This is a genomic window from uncultured Aquabacterium sp., from assembly GCF_947366995.1.
Lineage (GTDB): Bacteria > Pseudomonadota > Gammaproteobacteria > Burkholderiales > Burkholderiaceae_C > Aquabacterium.
Genome location: NZ_CANBCC010000017.1, coordinates 24,866 through 38,870, shown reverse-complemented (window position 1 = coordinate 38,870; position 14,005 = coordinate 24,866). Strand labels below are relative to the sequence as shown.

Genomic DNA, 14,005 nt, shown 5'->3' with positions numbered 1-14,005 from the left:
CCATGTTCAGTTGACCAGCTCCCGCCATGACACGCGGCGCAGGCCGCCGGTGCTGGCCGTGGGTGAGGTGGGCGACTGCGTCTGCCGCACGGTTTCGCCGTCGGTGGTGTGGGTGATGACGATGGCCCGCCCGGTGGCGTCATAGACGATGCCGATGCCGCTGACCATCGCGTCGCCCTGGTACATCGGGGCCACCTCGGTGTAGCCGTCTGCCAGCGTGAAGTAGTAGAGCCACGAGGTGCCGCCCGAGGCCCGGCAGACCGCCCCGGTGCCGGGAATGTTGCCCGCGACGACCAGCGTCGAATAAGCGACCTGCATGCGGGTCGTCACGCGCTCACCCTCGAGGGTGCCCGTGCTGCTGGGGCGCAGGTCGAACACCCAGCCCGCCTTGGTCGACCAGTCGACCTTGCTGTTGCTGGTGGCGGTGCGGGTGAGGCTGGTGCCGCTGCCCGAGGTCGTGACCGATTTGCTGACCAGGTTGGTGCCCGCGCGCACGTCACCCCAGCCCGTTGCGTCGAGCTTGTCGCGCAGGGCGTAGATGCTTTGCAGCGTCCGGTCAGCGGCGTCGTTGCTGTGCAGATGGCGCCCCGTGCCCACCAGCACCACGGGGTAGGCTGTGCCACTCTGCGTGACCGAGCCGAGTTCGGGGCGCACCGTGATCGGTTGCGGCGTGGTCGAGGACACGAGCAGCCGGGCCACCGGCGCCACCGTCCCGGCATCGATGTTGAAGCGCCAGACGTTGCCCAGCAGGTCGCCCGCGTAGATGCGTCGCGCCGTGTTGTCCCGGTTGGAATCCAGCCAGGCGTTGATCGGCGCGAGGCCGGACGGGGTGGTGGCGTCGCCGGCCGTGGTGGCGATGGGTGAACCGGTCTTGGGCACGCCGGTGTAGGCGTCCAGCACGAACAGGTAGCCGAGGCCGCTGTTGTTGTAGCCCGAGCCGAAGGCCACGACCCAGTCGCCCGCCGCGTTCTTGGTCACCACCGGGTTGCCATACGTGTAGCCCAGGTGTGTGTGTGTGTACTCCCACAGCGGTACGGGGGCGGATGGGTTGGTCACGTCGAGCGCGTAATAGGCCTTGCCGCCCTTGTTGAGCCCACCCACCAAAATCGTCTTCCAGGCACCGCTGACCTTCACATCGGCAATCACCGGGCTGCCGTCGACGAAGTACTGGTGGCTGTAGTTCTTGTCGGCCAGCTTGTACAGATTCGGCATCACCGCCTGCGGCACGAAGGCCCAGAGCTCCTTGCCGGTGCTGGCGTTGAACGCGTGCAGCATGCCGTCGTTGGCGGCCACATACACGACCTTGGTGCGGCTTGCCTGGGCGGCGACGAAATCGCTGTAGCCTGCATCGGTGTACTGGAAGGGTGGCTTGCCCGCAAACGCCGGCGTGCCGTTGGCGATGTCGCCCAGCGCCGAATGGCGCAGCCGGAACAGCGGGTTGCTGCCGTTCGTCGTCTCGTAGGTGGCGTCGCCGCGCAGGAAGTTCACCAGGTGCTTGCCGGTGTTGGCCAAGGTCTTCTGGTCCGCGGTCAGGCTGCTGCACTGCGACAGCCGGCTGGCGCTGCAGGCCGTGCTGAACTTGCCATCGCCGTCGAGCCCGGCGGCCTGCAGGGCGGGGTAGGTGAAGGCGGTGAGCGCCTTCGTCGACGGGTGCATGAAGTAGACCTGGCGCTCGTCGTTGCAGTTGCTGTACTCCGCGCCGCACTGCGGCGAAGTCACGCCGCTGGCCGGTGCCGTGCGGCCGTTGCGGTTGGCCAGCGCATCGAGCTGGGCCTGTGCCGTCCAGGTGGGGTTGCTGGCCAGCGTGCCGCTGGCGCTGATGGCAAAGGCTTCGAGCTCGCCCGTCCAGCGGCCGGTCACGTAGCTGCCGGCGTAGACGTAGTTGGTCTCGCTGCTGCTGAGCTGGAAGGCGCTGCTGGCAATGGCGGAGCCGGCGCCGGGCGTCTGGGACAGCGAGCCGATCGTGCTCTCCAGCGAGCTGCTCAGCTCGGTGGCGTTCTGCGCACTGAAGTAGCGGCCCCGCCCGTTGATCGCCGCGTGCCAGACGTCGTCCACGCGGGTGGCGTTCTCGGCCAGGGTGGGGTTGGGCCAGCTCTTGGTGCCGGCCCGGATGGCCGCAAAGTCGCCCGCACCGGACGACGCGTAGTTCACGTCATAGCGCAGCGTGCTGCCTACTCCCAGGCCCAGCGTGTAGGTGACCATGTTCTGCCGACCCGGGGTGCCGATGTCGGTGCTCATGGTGCTGTCGTTGGTGCACAAGCTGGTGCCGCTGCCGCAGTTCGACAGCGTGGTGTCGCGGATGTCGGTCACGTAGTAGTACTGGGCGACATCGGCCAGGGTGTTCGAGGCGGCCAGCGAATCGAGCATGGGCCGGACCTCGGGGCTGCCGTCCTGATGGCCGATGGCTGCGCCGGTGAGGCCCGTCGGGTTGCTGCTGTCGTTCCAGTAACCGTCGGTCGACAGGATGGCGTAGTTGCGCTGGCATGCCGCCGTCATCGGGTCCGTCTGGCCGCTCAGCTTGTTGGCGTAGTACTTGCCGACCTGGCTCAGGCTCAGGCGGAGCGGCGTGCCGAACGAGGTTGCTCGCCGGTTGTTGAACACGCTGGCGGCATCCCGGTCATAGAACTTCGAGTTGTACAGGTGCACGTAGAAGTTGAACTTCTGCCCTGCCGCGGTCGAGGAGGCGTTCTCCGTGAACACGCCCACCGGCAAAAAGTAGTTGCCGTTGATTGCGCTGTACTGGCTGTGGCTGATCTTCGTGGTGCCGACCCGGTAGGTGGCCGGCATGTTGAGGAAGGCACGGCCCGTGGCCGTTTTCATCAGCAGCAGCCGCGTGCGGTAGTACTGGTACCAGTTGGCGTAGTTAGCTTGGTCGGCGGCGGGCGAGGCGCTGTTGACCGTGACAGCCGAGAACACGCCAGAGCCCGGCGCCGCACCGACGTTGCTGCTGCACTGCTGGGCAAACGCCGTGGTGCCATCGAGCGCGCCGCTGCTGGTGTAGCTCCAGCCCAGCTTGGGTTCGGTGCCGGTGTAGCGGTAGTGGGTGCGTGTGCCCAGGGCTGCCGTGCCGGGCATGTTCACTAGCCAGTCTGGATGGGTTGAGTTGTCCTTCCCAGTGAAAAAACTGACATCGACCGTGTACGTCTGAGTCAGCGTACAAAGGAGCAGGCAGAAGATGCTGTTGCCAGAGACGCCGCTCTTGGCGGTTACCTTGCCGCGCATCCAGTACGCACTGTCGTTCTGCTGGACCATCACGACTTCCGTCCCGACGCTCCATTCAGGAAGTCCGTCGACGATTTCCTGAACCCCGGTGTCGAACAGCAGATCCACGAGCCCTTCCAGCAGCCCGAAGATCCAATCAAGCACCCCACCGCCGCTCTTAAAGACGAACGTCTGAGCACCAAGTGCATGCTTGGTGCCGCTGCCAGAGGCAGCCGCGTATGCCTCTGCCTTATTGAAGTTGAGTGGATTCCTTTTGAACTGAGGCGTGTAGCCGTTGTCCCAGACCGCGCCATAGCTCGCCTGTGGGTAGGGCACGCCGTTCCACTTCACGGGGGGCGTGTAGCTCACGCTCGGGTCGTAGGCCAGCCCGTTGCACTGCGCCGACTTGTAGCCATAGCTCCCAGTGCGCGCAGGGAGGTCGCCCGTCGAGGCCCCGGGCATGAACTCCCAGTCCATGCTGCCCGAATCGTCCACGATGAACATCACGTTTGGCGGCGCCAGCACGCTGTTCGACTGGGTGGCCAGCGGCTCGTCGTTCAGTTCGGTCAGGGCGGCCCGCGCGGGCGCCAGGCCAAGGCTCAGCCACAGGGCCAGCCCGATGCAGAGGAGGAAGCGTCTGGACCACATCGTCGGGCTCCTCAACGTTGCACGATGGTTTCGGTGAAGGACTGCGACTGCCGCGCCCCCTGCACCCGCACCACGATCCGGTAATACACGGCGGTGTTCACCTCGGGCCCGCCGGGGTTGGCGTAATCCAGCGAGCCCTTGCTGCCGTCGGCCGAGGCCACCGCGTTGAGCGGCCGGCTGCACTGCGTGGCGGCCAGATCAGCGCACAGCCTGAGGATCACGTAATGCGCGGTCACGCCGCTGACCGACACGGACCGGGGGCGCTGCCCGCAGCCGGCATAGGTGCCGCTGTCGGCGTAGCCGCAGTTGTCGCTGTCCCAGTCGATCAGCGTGCGTGTGTTGGCGGCCTGCTGAAAGCCGGTCGCATCCAGCGTGGTGGCGGTGGTCGCGTAATAGCCTTGAGCGGCATTGTTGGCACTCACGTCGGCTGTCTGCAGCCAGTCGATAGCCTGGCGGGTTGCCTCATCGGCCGCGGCCGTGGCTTCGCGCTTGAAGCCCACATTGCCCAGGATCACCGTGCCCGTGTCCACCGAGCGCACCAGGGCCAGCGCGGCCAGGCTCATCGACACCAGCGCAATCAGCGCAAAGATCAGCGCAGAACCGCGCGAGGCGGCCATCGGCAGGGGGCGGCGGTGGGCATGCGTCATCCGCGGGTCCACAACATGTTGCGCAGGGGCACGACGGTGTCGAACACCTTGTAGCGGTAGCTTTTCCAGTCGCTGCCCACACCGCTGACATTGATGCGCAGGCACTTCTGGTTGCCATCGAAGCTGCAGGTCACGGCGTTTTCGGTGAGAGCGTCGACCACCCACTCCACGCCAATGGCCGGTGTCACATCGCGGCGCTGCCCCTTCTCTGCCTCGAGCTGCGCGCTCTGCGCCACCACCGCCACGCGCAGTGCCATCACCTGCAACCATTCGGCGTTGGTGGTCGGGGCCGTGGCGTTGAAGGCATCGATGGTGCCGTTGCCATCCGTGTCCTTGCCGTACAGCGCCTTGAGCTGCACGATCTGCGGTGCGATCGTCTGAACGCTGGTGCCGCCACTGGTGGCCAGCACATCGGTCGCCACGAGCGATTTGCCCGCACTGATGCTGTAGGTGCGCGGCAGGCCGCTGCCGAGGTTGATCAGGTGGCTGCCGGCGGGGTAGCCAGCGAGGGGCAACAGGGCTGAGCCCACCGCGTTCCACCCTCCCAGGTCCGCCAGATGCGGAATCTGCGTGCTTGTCAGTGCCGTGCTGCTGTCTGCCGCCACGGCCAGCACGCTGCACCAGGCGGTGGCCGAGGGCGTGGCGGGCACGGCCAGCAGCAGGTCTCCTGCGGCCACCCCGAAGGTGCTCGGCACGATGAAACGCGTGCCGGTCTTGGCGTGGTCCTCGGCCACCCGCAGTGGCACGGCATAGCTCGGCTTGTTGCTCTGCCACACCGTGATCTGGTCGGGCGTGGCGCCGCTGCCGGGTGTGATCCGGGCGGGCACCAGCGGGAGCGCCGGAAGCACCTTGGCTGCCGTCCCGCTTCCGTACTGGCCCTTCACTTCGCAGCCCAGCGCGGCGGGCTGGCCGGTGAGCCCATAACCGGCCATCTCTACGTCGCGCTGCAGCGCGTAGAGCGCCAGCGTGCCGTTGACCTGGGCATCGCCCCCGCTGGTTGCCGTGCGCTTCTGACCTTCCGCGTTCATCAGCACCTGGCTGATGGCCACCACCGTCAGCATGCCGATCAGCACCCCCACCATGAGCTCGACGATGCTGAGGCCCCGCTGCGCGCGCTTCATGCCGCCCCCCGGATGACGGTCACCGTCTGGTAGGTGTGGTTCTGGCCGTTGGGCAGGCGCCAGGTGATAGAGATGCTCACCCAGCCTGGTCGCGTGGTGTCGCGCGTCACGGTGGCGGCGCCGGACGGGAGCGTGGCCTGCAGCTTGGCCAGCCAGTTGGCGCACGGGCCGTGCGCGGCGCAGGCGCTGGTCTCGTACTGCGCGAGGTTCGCCATGTCGACCCACATCACCCCGCGCAGTTCGGAAGCCAGGTTCACGGCATCGGCGCGGGCCTTGGCCTCGGTCTGGGCCTTCGTCATGCGGGCCTGCAGGCCGATCAGCCCCAGGATCCCGACCGAGAAGATCAGGATGGCAATCAGCGATTCGATCAGCAGAAAGCCGCCGATGTGGCGGTGCCGGGCGGGCGTCATGAGCCGCACGCGCGTGTGTCGGTGGTGGCCGTCACGGTGGGGTCACACAGTTTGCTGTGCCCGCCACCCGAGACCACCACCCGCCAGGACTTGTTGACGCCTTCGGCGGTGCCGGTGACGTCGATGCGCGAGATGGGCGAGGCGTTCGTCACCTGCCCGAACCCGTTGAAGGTCACCTGGGTGGCGCTGTCGCCGCTGTCAGCGTTGATGGCCGTCACCGCCACCGTCGCATCGCCACCTCCACCATCCTGCGCTGCCAGATTGGCCTTGAGCTGCAGCGACGAGGTGCCCTGCGCGCACTTGCCCGCGGGCGAGGCGGTACCCAGCGTCACCACCCATGAGGCACTGTCGGAGGCGACGGCGCAGTTGTCGTCCATGCGGGCGGCACTGCCGCTGCGCACCAGCCAGAACGTCACTGGCCGATTGCGCCGCACCGCTTCCGATCGAGCGTACTGCAGCCCCGCCACGATGGACGTGGCCGTGTTGCGCACCTTCTGGTTGGTGACCCACACCCCCAGCGTGGGCGCCACGGCCGCCATCAGCATGGCCACGACCGCCAGGGTCACCATCAGCTCGATCAGCGTCAGCCCCAGGCTGCTGGAGGGCAGCAAGCTGCCGCCCTCGCAAGGCGCGCTGGCAGGGCAGAGATTGGCGGTGACAGACTCGGACAAACGCATTCAGGATCGCAGCGACCCGGCGCTGCATTCACGGCATGTGAACGCAGATCATCGGCTGTTGACGCGATTCTGAAATGGCTTGCGAGGAGGCAAAGAAGCGATAACCGTGTGAAAGTTCGCGCTATCCCGCCCTGCCGGTACCCATGGGAATCTGTTGCGACACCCGATCGAGGGGTGCCGCCCAGGCCCTTAAAACAGCGCCATGCTGAGCTTGCGACGATAGGCGTCGATCACCGGATCGGCGGCCTGCACCTCCACCTTGCCAGCGATCTCGAGCTTGGGCTTGTCTGCCCCTGATGCCCCCGGTGCGCCCGGCGGCGTCGCGCGGGCCGGGGTGGGCTTGGGCGCCGGCTTGCTCATCACTTCGAGGATGGCGACGTAGGTCTTGCGGGCCAGTTCGTCGTTCCACGCCTTGTCGCGCATGATGATTTCCAGCAGCTCGTCCATGGCCTGCTCGGGCTGCCCCGCGGCCCAGAAGATCTGCGCCAGCTCGAAGCGCGCGGCGAAGTCACGCTTGTTGGCGGCGATGGCCGCGTCCAGTTCCGCGGGCGAGCGGCCGGCTCGCGCAGCCTGGGCAGCCTCGACACAGCGGCTGAAGGCCAGCACGCGGGCTTCGGGCACCGGGCCCGTGGCCCGGGCAGCGATGGGCGCGAAGGCCGACTGGGCCTCGTCCACGCGGCCCTCGCCCAGCAGCAGCTTGATCAGGTCGAAGCGGGCCTCGTCGTTGGCAGGGTCCTTGTCCAGGGCGTCGCGCAGCAGGGTTTCGGCCGAGTCCTCGGCGCCATCGGCCAGCAACTGCTCGGCCTCTGCGGTCTCCTCGGCCGACTCGACAGCGCCTTCGGACGGCACGTGCTTGTCCAGGAAGCTGCGGATCTGCTCGGGCGGCAGGGCGCCCACGAAGCCGTCCACCGGCTGGCCGCCCACAAACATCACGCAGAACGGGATGGAGCGCACGCCGAACATCTGCGAGAGCTGCCCGGCGATCTCGGGCTGCTCGTCGGCGTTGACCTTGGCCAGCACGAAGCGGCCGGCGTATTCCTGTTCGAGCTTCTCGAGCACCGGGCCCAGCGCCTTGCACGGCCCGCACCATTCGGCCCAGATGTCGAGCAGGACCGGCACCTGCATCGAGGTGGCAATCAGGTCGGATTCGAAGTTTTCGATGGTGATGTCGATCATGGTGTGCAGCAGGCCGCCTTTGGGGGCGTCTGATTCGGTGAGGCAGCGCCTAAAATTCGTTCTTTGACGTTTGAGGAGCCAACCGTGTCGGAAACGAAGGGCGCAAGCCAGGTGAAAGTGGGTGTCGTGATGGGGTCCAGCAGCGACTGGGATGTCATGCGCCACGCCGCCGACATTCTGACCGAGTTCGGCATTCCGTTCGAGGCGCAGGTGGTTTCCGCACACCGCATGCCGGATGACATGTTCCGCTATGCCGAAGCAGCGGCCGATCGCGGCCTGGTCGCCATCATCGCGGGCGCGGGCGGTGCGGCCCACCTGCCGGGCATGCTGGCCGCCAAGACGACCGTGCCGGTGCTGGGCGTGCCCGTGCCGTCGCGCCACCTCCAGGGCGTCGACTCGCTTCATTCCATCGTGCAGATGCCCAAGGGTATCCCCGTGGCCACCTTCGCCATCGGCACCGCCGGCGCGGGCAACGCCGCGCTGTTTGCCGTGGCCATGCTGGCCGGCACCGACCCGGCGCTGCGCGCCAAGCTCGACGCCTTCCGCGCCCGCCAGACCGAAGTGGCCCGCGCCATGACGGCCGACCTGACCATGGAACCCAAGGCATGAGCAAGGCCGCTTCCGACGTGATCCTGCCCGGCGCCACCCTGGGCGTGATGGGTGGCGGCCAGCTGGGCCGCATGTTCGTGCATGCCGCCCAGGCCATGGGCTACCGCACCGCCGTGCTCGATGCCGACCCGACCAGCCCGGCCGGCCTGGTGTCGCACGCCCACATCCAGACGCCGTATCTGGACGAGAGCGGCCTGGCCGCCCTGGCCCGCGAGGCCGCGGCCATCACCACCGAGTTCGAGAACGTGCCCGCCGCCGCGCTCGACAAGCTGGCCGAGACCCGCCCCGTCGCGCCCGCTGGTGCCGCCGTGGCCGTCTGCCAGGACCGCGCCCGCGAGAAGGCCCACTTCGTCGGCTGCGGGGTCGACTGCGCGCCGCACGCCATCATCGCCACGCCCGAGCAACTCGCCGCCGTGTCGGACGACCTGCTGCCCGGCATCCTGAAAACCGCCCGCCTGGGCTACGACGGCAAGGGCCAGGTGCGCGTCAAGACCCGCGCCGAGCTCGAAGCCGCCTGGGCCGAGCTCCAGCAGGTCGAGTGCGTGCTCGAGAAGATGCTGCCGCTGGCCTACGAGGTCAGCGTCATCGTGGCGCGTGGCCGCGACGGCCAGGTCGTGCACTTCCCGCTGCAGCAGAACCTGCACCGCGACGGCATCCTGGCTGTGACCACGGTGCCCGCGCCCAACGTGACCGAGGCCGTGTCGCAGCAGGCCTACGATGCCGCCCACAAGATCGCCGCCTCGCTGAACTACGTGGGCGTGCTCTGCATCGAGTTTTTCGTGCTGCAGGACGGCCGCATCGTCGCCAACGAAATGGCCCCGCGCCCGCACAACTCGGGTCACCACACCATCGACGCGTGCGACGTGTCGCAGTTCGAGCTGCAGGTGCGCGCCATGACCGGCCTGCCGCTGGTGGCACCGGTGCTGCACAGCCCCTGCCTGATGCTCAACCTGCTGGGCGACCTGTGGTTCCCGGCCGGCGCCACCGCGCAGGTCGAGCCCGACTGGGCCGCCGTGCTGGCGCTGTCCGGCACGCACCTGCACCTGTACGGCAAGACCGAGGCGCGCAAGGGCCGCAAGATGGGCCACCTGACCGTCACCGCGGCCACACCCGAAGCAGCCCGTGACACGGCACTGAAGGCCGCAGCCATCCTGGGCATCGCCCCGTTCTGACCCGGCCAGACCTGGCCTTCAACGCCCACACCACCATGCGCCTGCTGGATCCCGCGACCCAACCCGACGCCATCGAGCAGGCGGCCCGCCGCATCGTGGCCGGCGGCCTGGTGGCCCTGCCCACCGAAACCGTCTATGGCCTGGGGGCCCGCGCCGACGACGCCGATGCCGTGGCCCGCATCTTCGCGGCCAAGGGCCGGCCCAGCGACCACCCGCTGATCGTGCACGTGCCCAACGGCGCGGCGGCGCTCCACTTCGTCTCGGCATTTCCGCCGGTGGCGCAGCGCCTGTGCGCGGCCTTCTGGCCCGGGCCGCTGACGGTCATCGTGCCGCGCGACCCGGATGTCGCCACCGCTGCGGCCGGCGGGCAAGACACCATCGGCCTGCGCTGCCCTTCGCATCCGGTGGCGCGGCAGCTGCTCGAGGCGTGCGCCAACCTTGACGTGCTGGGTGTGGCTGCCCCCAGCGCCAACCGCTTCGGTCGCATCAGCCCGACGCAGGCGGCCCATGTGGTCGACGAGTTCCAGGATGCGGGCGAGGGCCTGGACGAGGTCTGGGTGCTCGACGGCGGGCCGTGCGAGGTGGGCATCGAGTCCACCATCGTCGACTGCTCGCGTGAGCAGCCCGTGCTGCTGCGCCCTGGCCGCCTCACGCTGGCCGAGATCGAGGCCGCCGCGGGCCAGCCGGTGCTGTGGTCCAGCCCCGAGGCGCCGGACCCGGCCGCGCCGAAAGCCCCTGGTACGCTCGCGTCGCACTACGCGCCGCGCGCCCGCCTGCGCCTGATGGCCGACACCCAGCTCGACGCGGCGCTCGACGTGCTCGAGCCCGAACTGCTGGCCGCTGCGCTGCGCGAACCGGGTCATCCGCCGAAGGTGGCGGTGTATTCCCGCAGCCTGTGGGCCCGCCGCGCGCCGAGCAAGGGCGTGGTGCACCGATCCATGCCCGGTGACGCGGCCACCGCCGCCCACGACCTGTTTGCCGACCTGCGTGAGCTTGACGCCCTGGGGGTCGAGCTCATCTGGGTCGAGACCCCGCCCGAAGATGCCGCGTGGGACGGTGTCCGCGACCGCCTGCGTCGCGCCGCGGCCTGATCGCGCACCGGCTCTTTACGTCCTGACATCGTCCGCCTGTGTGAAGGCGGTTATTCTTGCCGCCTCAGTCTCGCGACCCGTATCTGGAGAGTCCATGTTCCGCCTGCCCGTTTCCCTGACGTCTTCCTCACTGCGCCGGCCCCTGAAGGCCGTGGGCGCGGTGGCCGCCGCCTGTGCGCTGGCGGTGACCGTCACGGCGTGTGGCGGGGGCTCGCAGGCATCGAAGTTCAAGCCCGCTCGGGTGGTGAGCTTCGGCGACGACAACAGCTTCGTGAGCAGCGCGGGCAAGAAGTACACGGTCAATGCCGTCAGCCTCGACGCATCCGGCAACGCCTATGTCAGCGGCAGCACCACGACCACCACCAACGACCCCACCCAGATGGGCTACAACTGCCAGGTCAACGCCGTGTGGGTGCAGACGGTGGCGGCGGCCTATGGGTTCGATGCGAGCCAGTGTCCGGTGAGCGGTGCCACGCGTGAGGCCTACCTGCTGGCCCTCGACCCGGTCGTGACGGCCACCACCTCGGCAGGTGCGCTCGACGCCACGTCCGCCGCGGCGGCAAAGACCAATGCCGGTGTCGCGAAGGTCATCACCGCCATGCAGAACAACGTGGCGTTGCTCAACAACGGCACCCTCGTGCTGATGATGGCCGGCCAACCCGATGTGCTTGACGCCTTCGCGCGCTACAGGGCCAGTCCGTCGTCCCTTGCCTCGCTGGTCAGCGAGATGAAGGCACTGGGTGTCAGCCTGTCCACCGCCATGGCGCAGTACATCAAGCCCACCGGCGCCCGCATTGCGCTGGTCCGGCTGCCGCTGCTGTCGCTCAGCCCCCTGGGCCAGGCCGCCACCGAGACCGAGCGTGAGGCGCTGCTTCAGCTGGTCGTCGCTTTCAACGACGGGGTCACCAACCAGGCCGAGGTCGATTTCGACGGCCGCCAGCTCACGCTGGTCCGCACCGACACCCTCAGCCAGCAGATGTTCGATTCGCGCACCCGCAGCAGCTACGGCATCAGCAACTCGACCGACGTCGGCTGCGCCAGCGGGCGGGGCACCGCGGCCCCGCTGTGCAACACCAGCTACGCCGATCCCACCGCGTCGCAGGGCGTCGTCAACAGCACCGTGTCTTCGGTGTACCTGTGGGCCGATGCCACGCACTTCGCGCCCCAGGCCCATGCCCGTCTGGCTGCGCTGGTCGTCAGCAACGTCAACCGCAACCCGCTCTGACGCGGTCTGCGCTCGGCCTCGGAGCCGAGCGCGAAGGGTCGCTCAGCGCTCGCGGTGCGGGGCGACCTTGTCCGCCACGCCAGCGTCGCGCGAGCGATAGGCCAGCTTCATCCCCAGAATGCTCAGCGCCAGGCTCAGCGTGATGATGTTGGCAATCACGATCGGCAAGGCACCCAGCGCGAGGCCGTAGACCAGCCACAGCGCCACCCCGCCGGTGAAGGCCGAGTACATGCCCAGGGAAATGCCGCTGACATCCCGCGTGCGGAAGGTCAGCCACGCCTGGGGCACGAAGGCGCTGGTGGTCAGCACGGCTGCCGCCGAGCCCACCCAGTCGATGACATGCGGATCGAAGGCGAGGAGGGCGGCGAGGTTCACGGGGCGGGTTCCGGGCTAGAAGGACTGCGCCCGTCGGTGATCGGGCCGGCGCGGATTCTCCCAGTTTTCATGGCGCTGTGGCGCGCGCCCACAGCAGCAGTTCGTCGAACGCCGGGCGTGCCGCTTCGGCGCGTGCGTGGTTGACCAGAAAGACCACGGCCAGCCTGCGACCATCGTCGCGGCTCACCACGCCGGCAATGCCCGCCACCCCGTCAAGAGAGCCGGTCTTGAGGTGGGCCTGGCCCGCCACGCCGCGCAGCCGCCGCGCGGTGCCGTCCAGCCCAGCCACCGGCAACGACGCCAGAAACTCCGGCATCGTGGGCGCCGCCCACATCCGCTGCAGCCAGCGGCCCAGGCACGCGGCGGTGCTGCGCTCCTGCCGTGACAGGCCCGAGCCGTTGTCCAGCACCAGGGCCTCGCCGTCGCACGGGCCGGTGTCCTGTCCTGCCTCTCGCGTGGCCCCGCGCACCGCCTCCGTCACCACCTGGCGGGCGCTGTCCGGGCTGGCGGGCGGTGCATCCGGCGTCGGCGCACGCCCCAGCGTCAGAAACAGCTGCCGCGCCATCACGTTGTTGCTGAACTTGTTGATGTCACGCACCACCTCGCCCAGCGGCGGAGACACCCAGGTCTGCCACACCGCCAGTCCCGCGGGCCACGTCCCCGCGCGCACCTGCCCCGTCAGCGCGCCACCCGCCGCCCGCCATCGAGATGCCAGCAGCCGGGCACTGTGGTCGTCGGTGGCCGGCCACAGCACGGGCCAGTCGCGCTCACCGCAGCTCTCCGGGTAGCGCCCTTGCAGGGTCACCGTCCACGGTGTCGATGGGGCTGAGCCCACCGGGGCGGGCAATGGCGCGGCGTCGCCCCCTTGCGCCAGGCCCGCCGACGGGGCCAAGCCCAACACCATCGCCTGGCGCCAGTCGCCGCAAGGGCCGTCGCCCAGCGGCACGTCGGCCCGCAACTGCACGCCGTCGAGTGGGGGGCTCACGTCGACGCGGGCCCAGCCGGGCCGCGCCGCATCGGGTCGCAGGCGCAAGGTCACCGCCCGGTGCGCGAGCAGCAACGCGTCCGGCCCGCCGTTGTAGGGCTTGAGCGCCTGTCCGTCGAAGGCGGCCGGATCGTGCGGCGGCAGTGCGAAGGCCTGGCGGTCCAGCACGATGTCGCCGTCCACCTGCCTCAACCCGGCGGCCCGCCACCGCGCCAGCATGGCGTCCAGGCGCTCCAGCACCAGGGCCGGGTCGCCCTGGCCCCGCAGGTACAGCGGGCCGGCAAGGCGGCCGTCCGGCTGCAGCGGGCCGCCCAGGCCCACTTCGGTGCGCCAGGTCCACGCCGGCCCCAGGCGCTGCAGCGCCACGCCGGTCGTGAACAGCTTCATCAGCGATGCCGGTTGCCGCACGACCCCGTCAAGGTGGGCCACCCGAGCGGCCCCCCCCTCGGCCGGCCACACGCCGACCGACACGGCCTCCAGCGGGACACCGGCACGCGCCAGCGCCAGGCGCACGTTGTCCGGCAGACCGGCTGGAGAGGCGGCTGTCGCCATGTCCGGGGCCGGGGCGGCCGGCGTGCCGTCCGCCCGCGCGGCGGTCCAGGGTCCGATCAGGGCCACAGCCCCGGCAAGCAGGCACGGAATCAGAGACGAGACGGGCATGTCGCCAT

General features: G+C 69.2%; 12 protein-coding genes. 4 read left to right on the top strand and 8 right to left on the bottom strand.

Translation table 11 applies throughout. The features are described from left to right. Positions 1-6 precede the first annotated feature (6 nt). From Q0Z44_RS06920 to Q0Z44_RS06895, 6 genes are all read right to left on the bottom strand, one after another. Positions 7-3,849 (bottom strand): PilC/PilY family type IV pilus protein, encoded by a 3,843-nt coding sequence (locus tag Q0Z44_RS06920; RefSeq protein ID WP_298011400.1) that lies wholly within the window; start codon positions 3,847-3,849, stop codon positions 7-9. A gap of 11 nt (positions 3,850-3,860) precedes the next feature. Then, positions 3,861-4,496 carry a pilus assembly protein PilX gene (locus Q0Z44_RS06915; protein WP_298011399.1) on the bottom strand — a complete coding sequence of 212 codons (636 nt, stop codon included), beginning with the start codon at positions 4,494-4,496 and terminating at the stop codon, positions 3,861-3,863. Then, positions 4,493-5,617 (bottom strand): PilW family protein, encoded by a 1,125-nt coding sequence (locus tag Q0Z44_RS06910; RefSeq protein WP_298011398.1) that lies wholly within the window; start codon positions 5,615-5,617, stop codon positions 4,493-4,495. Before Q0Z44_RS06910 ends, Q0Z44_RS06915 begins: the two co-directional genes overlap by 4 nt. Then, positions 5,614-6,027 (bottom strand): pilus assembly protein PilV, encoded by a 414-nt coding sequence (locus Q0Z44_RS06905; RefSeq protein ID WP_298011397.1) that lies wholly within the window; start codon positions 6,025-6,027, stop codon positions 5,614-5,616. The genes Q0Z44_RS06910 and Q0Z44_RS06905 overlap by 4 nt, the downstream gene beginning before the upstream one ends. Further along, entirely contained in the window at positions 6,024-6,638 is a 615-nt protein-coding gene (locus tag Q0Z44_RS06900) for a GspH/FimT family pseudopilin (protein WP_298011396.1), read from the bottom strand. Before Q0Z44_RS06900 ends, Q0Z44_RS06905 begins: the two co-directional genes overlap by 4 nt. Positions 6,639-6,893: 255 nt before the next feature. Then, positions 6,894-7,880, bottom strand: a complete 987-nt coding sequence (locus Q0Z44_RS06895; RefSeq protein WP_298011395.1) for a tetratricopeptide repeat protein — start codon at positions 7,878-7,880, stop codon at positions 6,894-6,896. 84 nt (positions 7,881-7,964) lie between these two features. Between Q0Z44_RS06895 and purE the strand changes: the two genes are divergently transcribed. The 4 genes from purE to Q0Z44_RS06875 all read left to right on the top strand — a co-directional run bounded on the left by purE (position 7,965) and on the right by Q0Z44_RS06875 (position 11,977). Then, a complete protein-coding gene (gene purE, locus Q0Z44_RS06890; RefSeq protein WP_298011394.1) occupies positions 7,965-8,489 on the top strand; it encodes a 5-(carboxyamino)imidazole ribonucleotide mutase in 525 nt (174 codons plus the stop codon). Next, positions 8,486-9,661 (top strand): 5-(carboxyamino)imidazole ribonucleotide synthase, encoded by a 1,176-nt coding sequence (locus Q0Z44_RS06885; protein ID WP_298011393.1) that lies wholly within the window; start codon positions 8,486-8,488, stop codon positions 9,659-9,661. The genes purE and Q0Z44_RS06885 overlap by 4 nt, the downstream gene beginning before the upstream one ends. 35 nt (positions 9,662-9,696) lie before the next feature. Next, positions 9,697-10,752 carry an L-threonylcarbamoyladenylate synthase gene (locus Q0Z44_RS06880; RefSeq protein ID WP_298011392.1) on the top strand — a complete coding sequence of 352 codons (1,056 nt, stop codon included), beginning with the start codon at positions 9,697-9,699 and terminating at the stop codon, positions 10,750-10,752. A gap of 94 nt (positions 10,753-10,846) precedes the next feature. Then, the gene (locus Q0Z44_RS06875) at positions 10,847-11,977 is read left to right on the top strand and encodes an SGNH/GDSL hydrolase family protein (RefSeq protein ID WP_298011391.1); all 1,131 of its coding nucleotides are present in this window, start codon (positions 10,847-10,849) and stop codon (positions 11,975-11,977) included. A 42-nt stretch (positions 11,978-12,019) separates the two neighbouring features. On the opposite strand, the gene Q0Z44_RS06870 is transcribed toward Q0Z44_RS06875, so the two are convergent. Together Q0Z44_RS06870 and Q0Z44_RS06865 are read right to left on the bottom strand one after the other, a co-directional pair. Then, complete coding sequence (locus tag Q0Z44_RS06870; RefSeq protein WP_298011390.1) at positions 12,020-12,352, bottom strand: SemiSWEET transporter; 333 nt, start codon at positions 12,350-12,352, stop codon at positions 12,020-12,022. A gap of 67 nt (positions 12,353-12,419) precedes the next feature. Beyond that, positions 12,420-13,997 (bottom strand): D-alanyl-D-alanine carboxypeptidase, encoded by a 1,578-nt coding sequence (locus Q0Z44_RS06865; protein WP_298011389.1) that lies wholly within the window; start codon positions 13,995-13,997, stop codon positions 12,420-12,422. Positions 13,998-14,005: the final 8 nt, after the last annotated feature.